This window comes from Nonomuraea thailandensis (assembly GCF_024172165.1).
In the GTDB taxonomy this organism is placed as follows: Bacteria; Actinomycetota; Actinomycetes; order Streptosporangiales; family Streptosporangiaceae; genus Nonomuraea; species Nonomuraea thailandensis.
Genome location: NZ_JAMZEB010000002.1, coordinates 3,286,909 through 3,301,071, shown reverse-complemented (window position 1 = coordinate 3,301,071; position 14,163 = coordinate 3,286,909). Strand labels below are relative to the sequence as shown.

The following is a 14,163-nucleotide window of genomic DNA, read 5'->3' as shown; positions in this document are numbered from 1 at the left end:
CTGTCGGCCAAGGGGCTGGCCCCTGGGGAGATCAGCGGTTGGCGCGTCAGGAGGAAGGTCGGTGGCGGCGGACCTGGCGAGAATGAGCGAACGCGAGTACTTCGCCTTCGTGGCTGAGCGGCTGGGCATGTTCGTGGCGGGGTCGAGGCTTGCTGGGATCGAGGCTTTCCTGGACGGTTATGACCAGCACGCGCTGCGCCATGGAGGTCCGGGCCTGACCGGCTGGCGGGAGTGGCTGGTGACTCGCCGGGGCCAGGAGTGCGGTCACGGCTGGGCTGCACAAGTACGACATATCACCCTCTCTGAAGGATCCGGACAGCGAGAACTGACCCGTGAAGAGGAGGCCAGGGTGGTCAAGGTGCTCTTTGAGCTGCTGGATGAGTTCCTCACCGCGCGGGAAGCGCCGGTTGCCCATGACAGCATGGGCGACGTCAGCCCTTGATCGTATTCTGGGCGACCATGGCCACCCTGCGGACTGCGTCGTTCGACTTCCACATCTCGTACGGGCAGGCCTACCTCGTTGACGGATACGACGAACTCCCGGTCATGGAGGACCGTCCTGACGACGATCCTGAACACCCCGTGGGGATCATCCGGGTGTCGTCAGGACCTCAGATCATCACCGTGATGCGGAGCGGGAACTGGACGGTCGCGTTCGAGGACTGCGGCTGGCGCGGCGCGCAACAGGAGACGTTGAGCGCCCTGTCGCGCGACGGCGGAGAGGCCGTGGCGGTGCTGCGGCATGACTACGCCCAGCACCATGTTGCCCATGCCGTCGACGGCCGGCTCATCACCGGCATCGATCCGAGGCTTCCCCTAGACAGGCAAGGCGCGGATCCCGACCGGCTCAATCGTCACCTCCGTGAGCTGGGCATCGATCCGGCTGCCGGCGACAGCATCGACAATCCCATCCCGGCGGCTCTGGCACTCGCCACCCGCATCACCGCTGTCATGGTGAGCCCACGACATCCTCGCCGCCCCATCCTCGGCGCCGCCATACCCGGGGCACGCTGATCGCCTTGACCACCCTTCGCGATCTCAGCACCATGCCGATATGAGTGTCGGCCTCATCATCGCGATGCCTCTTCGCCAGTGGGGGCTCATCGACGCGTCCGTGGACGATGACGCCGGCGTCGAGACGGTGGACGGCAATCGCCGGCGGGCCGATCTTGCGCACAGCATCCGCAGGGCAGGTTGGGATCAGATCGCTCACTGGACGCCCGGTGTTCCAGGCTCCGGTTCATGGCCACCGCCGGACGAGATCGTGAAACCCAGGCTCACGATCGCTCAATGGCTTCTTACGGTCGACGCCCTAGAACGCTGGGCCGCGGCCGCCGCTCGGACCGGACGCCATGAAACCGCCGCCCGAGAACGCGAACTCCGAGCGCTGATTCTCTCCCGGCTACAGGCGCACGGGGTCCGACTCCCTGAAGACTCCGCGGGCAACTCCAGCCAAGACAACCTCGACCTGCGGAGTCATGGCTTCACTCAAGGGAAAGCGATCCCCCGACCGGGCACCGCCAACTTCGATGACGCGACCACCCGTATTCGACATCCGTCGAACTGACAGTGCCCAGGCCGGGAGCAGGTCCCACTGCCATCTTCGCTGCGTCCAGACATGGTTGCCTGAGGGTCTTGACCGCGACGCCGCCCGCACGGCCGGCTGAGCCGATCAGGCGGGGTCGCGCCGGGGATTCGAGTCAAATATCAGGCACACGTTCCCGAAAGGGCCGTGCCCGCCGAAATCCTCGGCGAATTCCTCAAGTGGCCAGGATGTCCTCGCAATGGCGCTCTTTCGGCTCGGCGCTGTGGGTTCTGCCGCCGTTCTCCCGGTGCCCGGCGTCACTGCCATGGGCTACGCAGACTCCGGGCCGGCCGCGGTCACCTGCGCATTCGGGAGAACAGGACAACTCACCGTTCAATCGCCCTCGATCGTCCTGACCGACGCGCCCGGCACCACGCCCTTCCAGGTGTGACTCGACCTGAGTGGCGTCGCTGCCGCGCGGCCGGGAATGCCCGATGGCGACATCCAGGGCATACCCGCTCAGATATCTGGCAACGTCACCTTCTTCCTTCGGCCCGGCGAGCGATTCGAGGAATATGACCATCGCGCGGCTGCCGAGGCAGCCGAATGGGCGACTCCCCTTCGGGGGACAGCGGCGGCGACCGCGCCTTTCTGAACGGGTCCGGCAATCTGGGCGACAGCACAGGGAAAGCGGTCCCTGGCACCGCGACGCGATCACCGAGCCGGAGGCAGCGGTGCTGCTCTCACCTGCCCGGCGCTTCCGGCTCAAGGCCGACGCTCTGCGCGCCGCGGCGAACCTGCGCCACGGCATCGCCGCCTACCCCCGCCTACCGCCGCCTGGCACGTCTGCACGCCGCCCAGCTCGAACTCGCCACGGAACACCGGCACAGCCTGCGTGGCGAGGCCGATCCGTCCGCGCCGGGCGAGGGGTCGTCGCGGGCGCGCGTCCAGGCGCTCAGGACCGCCCTCGCCGGAAGCGGCCCATGACGGCGGGCGCGTCCCGTACCTCCTGCACGATCGAGCCCCGAAGGACTGCCGATGAACGAGCGTGCGCAGCGGCTGCTGGCGCGATGCCCTGCTCACAGCCGTGGGGGGGTGTGGTTCCTGCTGCTCGGTGCTTCCCCGCGGCGGCCGGCTGCGGCGCCATCACCTACGAGCGGCGCCGGGCCCCCGGCCCGCCCGAGCCCACGAACACGTCGGTCATCTCGGACTGCGACCAGACCGTCCCCGCAGTCGCCGCCGGTCTCGCGTGCGCCTTGGGCGTGGCCGCAACCGGCCTCTGCACCTGGCGGCTGCGCAGGGCCGGCGCCGGCAGGGTCGCGCCCTCCGGGCGGGAGGAGGTCCACGTCGTCGGTCCCGGCGAGGTCAGGCTCGGCGACGTTGACGGCACTGTTGTCCAGGCCGGATCGGTCCTCGGCAGCGTTCTGGCCAAGGGCCGCAAGCTGTGGCCGCTTGACTGACGGCACGGCGGCCACAGCGGAGGAGCAGAGCACGACCAGGACCGTCGGGCGTTCTAGGCCCAGGGGCGAGGGAAGCTGTCGCCGTCCAGCCGATCCCCCGCGGCGAGTCCGAGAGGGTCGGTGACGACGTGCCCGCCCCCGCTGTAACGGGCCGCCTCGTCCATGTAGATGGTCACGTGCGCGAACCGGGCCTGGCCGGTGCGGTTGGGCAGCGCCATGTGACCGGTGTAGCCGCTGTGGAAGGTACAGTCGCCGGCCCGGAGCGGCACGGTGACCCGGGGGATCCAGCGCAGGGCCGGGTCCATCGTGAACAGGTCCTCCTCGTGGTGCAGGTCCTGCGGGAGCAGGCCGGTCCGATGCTGGGTGCCGGGCAGGAACGTCATGCAGCCCCGCTCCGGGGGAACGTCGACCAGCGCTATCCACGCCGACAGGGGGAGCCGGTCGCCCGCGTGCGGCCAGTACGGGCGGTCCTGGTGGAACTCGGTGGCGGCGTTGTTGTGCGGCTCCTTGACCAGCATCTGGTCGTGCCAGAGCCGGAGCCGGAATCCCGCGAGTTGCTCGGCGATCCGGCCGAGCTTCGGCTCCAGGGTGAGCTCGCGCAGGGTCGAGTCGTGTTGCCAGACGTTGACCAGCTGGCTGAAGACGCCCTGCCGTTCCAGGCTCTGCGCGCGATGGGCCCGCAGGAACGCTTCGGCGGCGGCCCTGAAGCGCCGCACCTGGTCCGGGCCGAGCACGCCCCGCACTCGGACAAAACCGTGCTCGCGGTACGCCTCCACCAGCTCGTCCGGCACCCGGCCGCCGGCATCGACGTCGCTGCCGGGCTGCCCCGTCGTGGTCGTTGTCATCACTGACCTCCAAGGTCGTCGCCGTTGAGATACGGCAAGCCTGGCTGAGCCGGCCCGTCATGGGCTAGGCCGATCCGGGCGCGTAGTCGTACGATCCCGACATGCCTGCCACGCTGCACGAGCACGCGCTGTTCGCCGGGGTCCCGGTTCTGGCAGGTGTCCACCACCTGGACGCCGGAGTCGAGCCGCACGCGCACGATTTCCTCGAGATCGCCGTGATCGGGACCGGTCGCGGCCGGCACGTGACCAGCCAGGGCGAGCGCCCGCTGCGGCGCGGGCAGGTCATCGTGCTGCGCCCCGGCGCCTGGCACGGGTTCGCGGGCTGCGCCGGCCTGGTGGTCGCCAACTGCTGCCTGTCCGCCCAGGCGCTCCGGGGCGAGCTGGCGGCGCTGCACGACATCCCGATGCTGCGCCGGTTGTTGTGGACCGATCCGGTCGCGTCCGGCACGCACGGCGTGGCCGTCACGGACGTCGACCCGGCCGCCGCCGAGGAGGCCGTCGCGGAGATCGACCTGCTCGGACGCGACCTGGCAGCCGGTCGGCACCGGCCCGGCCGGGTGCTGGGCCGGCTGATCACGGTGCTCGGCGTCCTTTCCGACGGCCGCGAGCCCGAGCGGCGGACGCCCGATGCCAGCGTCCACCCCGCGGTCGCCGCCACCATCGCCCGGCTGGAGGCATCGCCCGCCCATCCGTGGCGGCTGGACGATCTCGCCCGAGCGGTCAGCCTGGATCCCGCCCATCTCGGCCGGCTGTTCAGGCGCCACGCCGGGCTGACGCCGCTGGGCTTCCTGGCCCGGCTGCGGGCCGAGCGCGCCGCCACGCTCCTGGCACATTCGTCCCTGCCGACGGCTCGGGTCGGCGCCGCCGTCGGCTGGGACGACCCGACGTATTTCGCCCGCCGCTTCCGGACGCTGGTCGGGCTGACGCCCACCGAGTACCGGCGACGCAGCCGATCAGAGGGACCGTGACCCGTGCCGCGGTGGGCGGCGGGTCTTCGTTCCGTGCGGGAGACCGGGAGCGCGTAAAAAAGAGCGTTCCATATCCGCGCCGCCGGAGGCGGAGCCCAACGTATCCCGACACAAATTTCGGAACGGTAACGCCCGGCCGGGAATATGCTGGCAATAAATTCGCGTCCGGCGAAAGCGCCGCCAGCCAGGAAAAAGGCTCGACCTCGGCCGCCGTTTTCAAACCGTTACCTTGACTCGGCGCGCTCACAGCCCGTGCACGTGACCTTGCCGCATTCCCGTCGAGCCCAGCTCATGGCCTCCGACCAGGCGTCCGGGCCCGCGAGATAAGCGGTCTGACCCGAGGTCCGCAGAGGGTTGACAAGGATCGTGACGAGGTTGATGATCCCGCAAAAGACAAAACGGGGATCTGACTTTACCGCGCCGGAGATGGCTTAATCGCGCCCGGCCGACAATTCTCGATCTACTTCATCGGCTGCTGCCACGGCGTCCTTCGGCATGCCCTGGCCCAATTCCACCATGCCCTTTTCCAAGTTCGGAGGCAGGCTCTTGCCTGGACACACGACCATGCGTAAATCCCGTCGATTACTGGGCGCGTTCCTGGTTCTCACCCTCGCGCTGGGCGGCAACGTCGTTCCCGCGCAGGCCACGCCCAGCCCGCCGCCCCTGGGCGACGCGCGCGGCGGATGGAAGCCGGACAGCGAGCGCGACTGGCTGGACGACCTGCAGGACTGGTTCACCGGCGGCGCCGAGGAGGCGCCCGAGCCCGAGGATCTCGGGGTCGACGCGGTGCCCAGGAACGACGCGGAGCCCGCGGCGCAGAAGATCCCGCCGGCCAAGCGGGTGAAGGAGCTGACGGGCAGGCGCACCGCGCACGAGCGGACGTTCCTGCTGGAGGACGGCCGGCAGCAGGTGGAGGTGTCGGCGGCCCCGCTGAACTATCGCGACAGGTCCGGTAAGTGGCAGCCGATCTCCACGGAGATCTCGCCGACGGACCGCGCCGGATTCGCCTACGGCAACCAGCGCAACGCCTTCAGCAGCTTCTTCGGCACCGAGCCCGCCGCGCTGCTCCGCGTGGAGCTGGACGACGTGTCCCTCACGCTCGGAGCCGACGGGGTCAAGCCCGGCAAGCCGAAGGTGAAGGACGACACCGCCACCTACGCCTACGAGAGCGGCGGGGCGAAGCTGGCGTACGAGGTGACGCCGGAGGGCGCCAAGGAGCAGATCGTCCTCGACGCCGCGCCCGCGCAGGCCCCCTCCTACACCTTCACCCTCAAGCCGGACGGGCTGCGGGCCTGGCAGCGGCCCGACGGGTCGATCGCGTTCTACCGCGGCGACTTCGACGGCACGCCGGTCATGGAGATCCCCCGGCCGTACATGACCGACGCGCGCGACGACGCCTCCTCGCCGTACGGCAAGACGTACAGCGACCAGGTCAAGCAGGCCATGGTGTGGGACGCGGCGGCGGGGCTGCTGCGGATCACCGTGACGGCGGACCAGGCGTGGCTGGCCGACCCGGCCCGTCAGTACCCGGTCGTCATCGACCCGACGATCAAGATCTCGCCGACGCCGTCGGTCTCGCAGGACACGATGATCGTCTCCGACTCCCCCGACACGAACTTCGACGGGAGCTGGCGCCTGTCCACGGGCACGTCCTCGGTGGGCGTGTCGCGGGCGCTGCTGAAGTTCCCGCTGACCGGGGTGCCGTCCGGCACGAAGATCGACTCGGCTCGGCTCCAGGTCTACTACGACCAGGACATCCAGACCAGCACCGGGGTGAGCAACAACGTCACCCTCCAGGCGCACCGCGCCACCGCCGCCTGGGACGAGACGACCGCGACCTGGAACTCGGCCAGGAACCTCACCGGCGAGCTCGGCAACAACAGCGAGGTCGTGGACGACGGCGACGCCGGCAAGACCGCGGCGACCGGCTCGTGGCCGGTCTCGACCAGCCCGCTGGCGGCCAACGCCGTCGGCGGTGACTACCTGTACAACAAGGACACCGTCGCGGGTGACCGCTACACGTGGGTGCCGCGCGTGACCGAGGACGGCGACTACCGGGTCGACGTGCACTACGTGGAGGCGGCCGACCGGGCCACGGCGGCGCCGTACACGGTCACCTACAACGGCGGCAGCAAGACGTACGCGGTCAACCAGAACGCGGCCTCCACCACGAACGGCGTGTGGAAGACGCTGGGCACCCACCCGTTCACCGCCGGCACCGGCGGCAAGGTCGTCCTGGGCGACGGCCCCGCCTCCGCCTCCGTCGGCGTGATCGCCGACGCCGTACGGCTGACCAAGGACGCCGTGCAGGTGAAGCCGGCCTCGGCCAACGGCAGCCAGTGGCACTCGTTCTCGGTGCGCAACATCGTCCAGTCGTGGCTCGACGGCACCAGCGCCAACCACGGCTTCGTGCTGAAGGCGGCCGACGAGACCCTCGACAGGGGCGGGGTGCGCTACGAGGGCAGCCTGTACTCCTACGGCGGGGAGACCGCGACCTACCCGCGCCTGGTGCTGACGTACGGGCGCCAGGGCGTCACCGTCGATCCGCCTGCCACGATCCACGCCGCCGGCGCAGATCTGTCCTGGCCCGCCTATCAGGACCCGTCGGACGCCGAGTCGGACGACCTCGCGGAGTACCAGGTCCACCGCAGTGTCTACCAGACGTTCACGCCGTCGGCGGCCACGCTGGTCTCGCCCGTGGCGGCGGGCACCACGACGTTCACCGACACGACGGCCACGCCCACCCCGGCCGACTCCACGGACCCGTTCGGCCAGGTCTACTACTACATGGTCGCGGTGAAGACCAAGGACGGGCAGCTCGTGCCCGGGCCGACGGAGATCGCCGCGCTGCCCAAGGCGGGCAGGACCGTCAAGATCTTCCAGGGCGGGACCGCGGACACGACCCTGTCCAGCAAGCAGCCCGACGTCAACCAGGACGTGCTGGCGGGCGCGCCGTGGCTGATGGTCGGCAACAACTCCGGCACGTACGGCACGACCCGGGTCGTGCTCAAGTTCCCCGGTGTCTCCGCCATCCCCCCGACCGCCCGGGTGCTCGACGCCTCGGTGGACCTGTGGGAAGTGACGATGATCGGGTCGGCCACGGCCACGTACGAGTTGCGCGGCGTGAACACCGCCTTCGACGAGAAGACGGCCACCTGGAACAGGGCCACCTCCTCCCAGGCGTGGACGACGGCGGGCGGCGACTACGCGAGCTCGGTCACCAGCAGCTACGCGGGGATCACCAACGACCCCTACCGGCGTTCCTTCAGCGCCACGCCGCTCGCGCAGAGCTGGGTCTCGAACCCCTCGGGCGACCACGGCGTGATGGTCAAGCTCGCGAACGAGACCTCCCCCGCCGAGCGGACCCTGTTCCTGTCGGACGAGGCGGCGGAGCCGCAGCTCCGGCCCCAGCTCCGGGTCACGTACCTGGAGAAGACCACCGAGAACACCTACTACGCGCCGGACACGGCGCTGCGGATGGCCGAGGGCGCCCAGACCACCACGCCCATGACGCTCACCAACACGACCACGGCCACGTGGAAGGCGTCGGACTACGTGCTGTCGTACCGCTGGGCGCAGCCGGACGGCACCGACGTGACCAGGGCCGAGAACCAGGTGAAGACGGCGCTGCCCAAGGACCTGGCCCCGGGTGAGACGATCACCGTCCAGGCGCAGGTCAAGGCGCCGGTGACGGCCGACGAGAGCAACAAGCGCACCAGCTACGTGCTCCAGTCGGACCTGTACAACAGGACGACCGACGCGTGGTTGTCGGCCAGCGACGCGATCCCGGCGCTGACCCAGGCGGTGGCGGTGGACAAGCCCACCTCCAACCAGCTCGGGCTGGAGTCGTTCTACGAGTACGCGGGCGTCGAGACCGGCGCGGGCGGCCACCTGCAGAACAACCTGTACGCGGGCAACGCCGTCTGGGCCTACAGCCCGTGGGCGCATCCCTCACGCGGGGACTTCGCCACCGTCGTCAACCTGGCCTACAACTCCAAGGACACCTCCAACAGCTCGATGGGCTTCGGCTGGTCGTTGCACGCCTCCATGCCGGCCCGGCTGGGCACGCCGCTGGACTTCCATCCCAACCAGAGCCCGACCACCGTCACCATGACCGACGGGGACGGCACCGGCCACACCTTCTCGTGGGACGACGACGCTCAGGAGTGGATCAGCCCGAAGGGCGTGCACCTGTACCTGCAGCGCCTGGTGACGTGCGGCCCGAAGACCGAGGAGTCGCGGGCCTGGGTGATGACCGCGCCGGACCGCACCCAGTACTTCTTCGACTGCGACGGCTACATGTCGGCGACGCACGACGGCAACGGCATGATCAACACCGCGTCGTTCACGTACGCCTCGCGCAGGTCGAACAACATGCCGACCAAGTTCCTGCAGTACATCACCGATCCGGCCGGCCGTCAGACGCTGACCGTCGAGTACTACAAGAAGGGCGAGAACTACACCTGGATCAACGACGCGGGTGAGGAGGTCTACTGGGCCAACCTGGTCAACCCCAACATCATCGACCGGGTCAAGTCCATCACCGACATCGAAGGTCGCAAGATCACCTTCATGTACACCAGCTGGGGCCTGATGGCCAAGATGGTGGACGGTGACGGGCGCGAGGGCGCCAAGTCGTTCCGCTTCGACTACGACATGACCCAGGGCACCAAGAACGCCAAGCTGGTCAAGGTCACCGACCCTCGCGGCAACGGCACCGGCGTGGCCTACTACTACCCGCGTGAGGGCGACGACCCGAAGTTCCACTGGTCGGCGCAGACCCTCACCGACCGGCTGGGCGGCACGACGACGTTCGGCTACGTGGACCCCGACGGGCCGCAGGGCTCGACGCTCGACACGACGGTCACCGACGCCGAGAACCACGCCACCGCCTACCACCTGGACGAGTTCGGGCGGCCGGTGCAGATCACCAACGCCAAGAGCCAGGTCACCAGGCTCGGCTGGGACGCCGGCCACAACGTGATCCGCGAGGAGGAGAACAACGGCGCCGTCACCACCTCGGCCTACGACCCGCTGACCGGGGACCGGCTGTGGATCCGCGACGCCGAGGCGAACCTCAACGGCACGCCGGCGACCACGTACACCTACCAGAGGGGCCTGAACGGGCGCATCACCGACCTGACCGCCGAGACCAGCCCGGAAGGCCGCCGGGTCACCTTCACCTACGACCCGTGGGGCAACCTCGCCTCGGTCACCGACCCGGTCGGCAACACCACCGACACCGTGGGGGACTACACCACCCGCTACGGCTACGACATCTACGGGCAGGTCATCCAGGCGACCGACGCGAACGGCAACGCCACCACCTTCGGGACCTACGACGCGACCGGCCAGCCACAACTGATCACCGACGCGTACGGCGACTCCACCCGCCTCGGCTACGACCGGCGGGGCCTGACGCTGTCGCTGACCGACCCGCTGGGGACGGCGAGCACGCGGACGTACGACCTGTTCGGCCGCCTGCTGACCAGCACGGTGCCCAAGGACCGCACCACCGGCGAGAACATCGTCACGCCCGCGCCCGTCTACGACGCCAACGACAACATCACCAAGGCCACCGCGCCCAACGGCGCCGTCACGACCTCCGAGTTCGACGCCAACGACCGGATCACCTTCACGCTCGAACCCAAGGACGAGCAGGACGGCGCACCGGAGCGGAAGACCTCGTTCACCTACGACAAGGTCGGCAACCGGCTGACGGTCACCGAGCCGAAGGGCAACCTGACCGACGCGGCCGGCGACTTCACCACCACCAAGTCCTTCGACGCGATCTACCAGCTCACGGGCGTGACCGACGCCAAGGGCCACACCACCTCCTACATCTACGACGGCGTCGGCAACGTCATCTGGGTGATCGACCCGCGGAAGAACGCGACCCCGGACCCGCTGGACTACACGGTCAAGTTCGACTACGACCGCAACCATCGGGTGACGATGGAGACCGACGCGGGCGGCTACACCACGCGCGCGGGCTATGACCGCGACGGTCTGGAGACCACCACCACCGACCAGAACGGCAGCGTCGCCACCACGGTGTACGACGCCCGCGGCAAGGTCGTCGAGACCCGGGTCCCGCACGAGTCGGTGGACGGGAACGTCAAGGAGACGACCACCCGCTTCGAGTACGACCAGGTCGGCAACCAGACCAAGACGATCAACCCGCGGGGCGTCGCCACCACCGACGACGCGGGCGACTTCCTCACCGAGATCCGCTACGACAAGCTGAACCGGCCGATCGAACAGGTCTACCCGTTCGACAAGGACGACAACCAGTCCGCGCCGGACTATCCCTACCGCACGCCGCAGAGCGTGACGTACAAGTACGACTCGGCCTCGCGCCTGACCGAGGTGGCCCTGCCGCCGCCCGACCCCGATCACACCCCCGACGAGGAGCACCGGGGGCGGATCGTCAGCAAGACCGAGTACTACGACAACGGCTGGATCAAGAAGTCGATCGACCCGTTCGGCATCGCGGTCACCTACGACTACAACGAGCTGGGGCTGCAGACCGAGCGGAAGGTCAACTCGGCGGCCGGCGCCCTGCAGCGGGCACTGGAGTGGGGCTACCACCCCGACGGCAAGCTCAAGCACCACGCCGACCAGGGCGGATCGTCCATGCCGCCGTACCCGAGCGTCATGTCGTTCGACTACCTGTACGACCCGAACGGCAATCTCGAGAAGGTCACCGACAGCTCGTCGAACGCCACGATCGACCAGTGGGACCTCGAGTACGACGACCTCAACCAGATGGCCAAGGTCAGCGAGCGCCTCGACGGCGTGCTCAAGAACACCACGACCTACGGCTACAACGAGATCGGCGGCCTGATCCGCCGCGCTCACGACAAGACGATCGCCGACTACACCTATGACGCGCGGGACCTGCTCGAAACCGTGCGCAACGTCAGCAGCGCCACCGACCCCAGCCCCAGGCTGACCCGCTACGACTACACCCCGCGTGGCGAGCGGAAGACCGAGACCAAGTCCAACGGCAACGTCGCGGCCTACGAGTACTACCTCGACGGGCTGCTGCGGCACTCGGTGGAGAAGAAGGCCGACGGGGCCGTGCAGTCGGAGCACACCCTGACCTACCAGGCCGACCTGCGGGTCTCCAAGGACCACACCAAGGTCCAGTGCGTCGAGTTCAGGTGCCTGTTCCCCGACGTGGAGAAGCAGTACACCTATGATCCGCGCAACCGGGTCACCAGGGTGGAGTACCTCGGCCAGGCGCGCAGCGAGGAGTACCAGTACGACGCCAACTCCAACGTCGTCATCCAGAACGTCGCCAACGAGTCGACGAACTTCCAGTACGACTGGAACCGGCTCGTCAGGAGCGGCGACCTGGGCGGCGGCTACTCCGAGTACAACTACGACCCCTCGGGCCGGCTGTTCTCGGTGACCTCGGGCGAGGAGCAGACGCAGACCGCCCTGTACTACTACAACGCCTTCGACCAGATCACCCGTACCGAGCAGCTCAGGGTGGACGGGGTGGAGCGGGCCACCGACTACACCTACGACCCGCTGGGCCGTACGTCCTCCATGACCGACAACGACGGCAGGAAGACCACCTACTCCTACCTCGGCATGTCCGGTGAGGTGCTGGACGAGGAGGTGGGCGGCGCGATCACCCGCTCCTTCGAGTACTCGGCGTGGGACGAGCGGCTGTCCATGGCGAAGCTCGGCGGCGGGGCCGCCGAGCGCAGCGTCTACGGGTACGACCCGCAGGGCAACGTGGAGATCATCACCACGGACGCCGGCGACACGCGGGGCACGTACGGCTACAGCGTCTTCGGCTCGCTGGTGCCGGGATCGGTCAGCGGGGTGGACACCCCGGACTCGGCCAACCCCTACAAGGAGCCGTACAACCCGTACTGGTTCGGAGCCAGGCGGTTCGACCAGCTCTCCTCCACCTACCAGATGGGGTCGCGGAACTACCTGCCGGGCAGTCACCAGTACCTCACCCCCGACTCCCGGCAGGACGCCGGCGCCGATCTCGGCCTCGGCCTCAACCCGGCGACGAGCAACCGCTACGGCTTCGCGGCGGGCCTGTCCATAGCGAACCTGCAGTACACGGAGCCGATGGACTGGAAGCGAGCGCTCGCGTCCTTCGGCGCCGGGCTGGCGGTCGGGCTGGGCGTCGCCGCGCTGGGGGCGTTGTGCCCCGAGACCGGCGGCCTGACCTGCGGGCTGGCGGTCGCGCTGGCCTCCGGTGCGGCGGCCTCCGCGACGCACTACACCGTGGACGTCGCCATGGATCCCGCCCGGACCTTCGACGCGGGCGACTTCGCCCTGGAGACCATCACCGGTGCCGCGATCGCCGGGGTCACCTTCGGCCTCGGCAGGCTCTTCCGGGGCGGGGGCGGCGTCGGCTGCGGGCCGGGCAACAGCTTCGTGCCCGGCACGATGATCCAGATGGCCGACGGCACCACCAAGCCGATCGAGAAGGTGGAGGTCGGCGATGAGGTGCTGGCCGCCGACCCCGAGACCGGCAGGACCGCGGCCAAGCCCGTCACCGAACTGATCACGGGTGAGGGCGACAAGGAACTGGTCGACATCAAGGTCGACACCGACGGCGAGAAGGGGGACAAGACCGGCAAGGTCACCTCGACGGACAGCCATCCGTTCTGGGTTCGCGACCTGAAGAAGTGGGTCGAGGCCGAGGACCTCGAGCCGGGGATGTGGCTGCGTACCTCCTCCGGGACGTACGTCCAGATCAAGGCGGTCAAGAAGCGGACGGCGCAGCAGCGGGTCCACAACCTGACCGTCGCCGACCTGCACACCTACCACGTCCTGGCGGGCTCCGCCGCTGTACTGACGCACAACGCCGCCGCCCCGACTCCGGCGGCCTGCGGAGTCAAGATCAGCAAGGCGCTCGCGAAGAACCTGCCCCCGGGACTCAGGTCCCGCTACCTGGCCTCGGCGGAAGCCGTGGAGGCCGCCGCGCTCCGGCTCGCCCAAGACCCCAAGGACATGCTGCGGTACCTCACCAGGAAGGAGTTCAAGGATTATCAGCGGCTGATCCGCGCGAAGAAGTTCAAGAGCGCGCGGCGCTACTTCGGAACGGCATTCCACCGGGCCCTGGAACGGGAACTGAACGCGACCGAACCGGGGCGGTGGGTCTACAAATCGAGCTGGGGCGTCGACCTCTACGACCGGCGTTTCATGAACTGGGTCGAATTCACCACGGTCAAGGACCACGCCCGGCACCTCGCCCGGACGAAGACCAACGTGTACAGTAAGGTGCCGTACGTGCTGTACAGCATAGGCCGCCTGCCCTCCTTCAGAAGATAGCCATCGACACCGGATACGCTCCCGGACAAGTCCGGGAGCGTATCCTTGTCCACGCA

8 protein-coding genes are annotated in these 14,163 nt (G+C 68.9%); 6 read left to right on the top strand and 2 right to left on the bottom strand.

Annotation, left to right across the window (positions count from 1 at the left end; genetic code table 11):
* The first annotated feature begins 61 nt into the window (after window positions 1-61).
* Genes HD597_RS18725 through HD597_RS18715 form a run of 3 tightly spaced genes read left to right on the top strand, consistent with a single transcriptional unit; the run spans window position 62 to window position 1,567 of the window.
* Window positions 62-442, top strand: a complete 381-nt coding sequence (locus HD597_RS18725) for a hypothetical protein (RefSeq protein ID WP_253743939.1) — start codon at window positions 62-64, stop codon at window positions 440-442.
* A 17-nt stretch (window positions 443-459) separates the two neighbouring features.
* The gene (locus tag HD597_RS18720; RefSeq protein ID WP_253743938.1) at window positions 460-1,014 is read left to right on the top strand and encodes a DUF6461 domain-containing protein; all 555 of its coding nucleotides are present in this window, start codon (window positions 460-462) and stop codon (window positions 1,012-1,014) included.
* A 40-nt stretch (window positions 1,015-1,054) separates the two neighbouring features.
* Window positions 1,055-1,567, top strand: coding sequence for a hypothetical protein (locus HD597_RS18715; RefSeq protein ID WP_253743937.1), 513 nt, complete (start codon window positions 1,055-1,057; stop codon window positions 1,565-1,567).
* A 193-nt stretch (window positions 1,568-1,760) separates the two neighbouring features.
* Here HD597_RS18715 and HD597_RS18710 read toward each other — a convergent pair whose 3' ends face one another.
* The gene (locus HD597_RS18710; protein WP_253743935.1) at window positions 1,761-2,108 is read right to left on the bottom strand and encodes a hypothetical protein; all 348 of its coding nucleotides are present in this window, start codon (window positions 2,106-2,108) and stop codon (window positions 1,761-1,763) included.
* Window positions 2,109-2,622: 514 nt separating this feature from the next.
* On the opposite strand from HD597_RS18710, the gene HD597_RS18705 reads away from it, so the two are divergent.
* Window positions 2,623-2,985 carry a hypothetical protein gene (locus HD597_RS18705; RefSeq protein ID WP_253743933.1) on the top strand — a complete coding sequence of 121 codons (363 nt, stop codon included), beginning with the start codon at window positions 2,623-2,625 and terminating at the stop codon, window positions 2,983-2,985.
* A 53-nt stretch (window positions 2,986-3,038) separates the two neighbouring features.
* Here the strand turns inward: HD597_RS18705 and HD597_RS18700 are convergent, their stop codons facing one another.
* Window positions 3,039-3,830: a phytanoyl-CoA dioxygenase family protein gene (locus HD597_RS18700; RefSeq protein WP_253743930.1), complete on the bottom strand. Its 792-nt coding sequence runs from the start codon at window positions 3,828-3,830 to the stop codon at window positions 3,039-3,041.
* A gap of 101 nt (window positions 3,831-3,931) precedes the next feature.
* Between HD597_RS18700 and HD597_RS18695 the strand changes: the two genes are divergently transcribed.
* A complete protein-coding gene (locus HD597_RS18695) occupies window positions 3,932-4,798 on the top strand; it encodes an AraC family transcriptional regulator (protein ID WP_253743928.1) in 867 nt (288 codons plus the stop codon).
* Between the two features lie 564 nt (window positions 4,799-5,362).
* Entirely contained in the window at window positions 5,363-14,107 is an 8,745-nt protein-coding gene (locus HD597_RS18690; RefSeq protein WP_253743927.1) for a DNRLRE domain-containing protein, read from the top strand.
* The last annotated feature ends 56 nt before the right edge of the window (window positions 14,108-14,163 follow it).

Coding starts and splice junctions, on each gene's coding strand:
- HD597_RS18710 (WP_253743935.1), bottom strand. CDS start 2,108: ATGGTCATATTCCTCGAATCGCTCGCCGGGCCGAAGGAAGAAGGTGAC.
- HD597_RS18720 (WP_253743938.1), top strand. CDS start 460: ATGGCCACCCTGCGGACTGCGTCGTTCGACTTCCACATCTCGTACGGG.
- HD597_RS18700 (WP_253743930.1), bottom strand. CDS start 3,830: ATGACAACGACCACGACGGGGCAGCCCGGCAGCGACGTCGATGCCGGC.
- HD597_RS18690 (WP_253743927.1), top strand. CDS start 5,363: ATGCGTAAATCCCGTCGATTACTGGGCGCGTTCCTGGTTCTCACCCTC.
- HD597_RS18695 (WP_253743928.1), top strand. CDS start 3,932: ATGCCTGCCACGCTGCACGAGCACGCGCTGTTCGCCGGGGTCCCGGTT.
- HD597_RS18715 (WP_253743937.1), top strand. CDS start 1,055: ATGAGTGTCGGCCTCATCATCGCGATGCCTCTTCGCCAGTGGGGGCTC.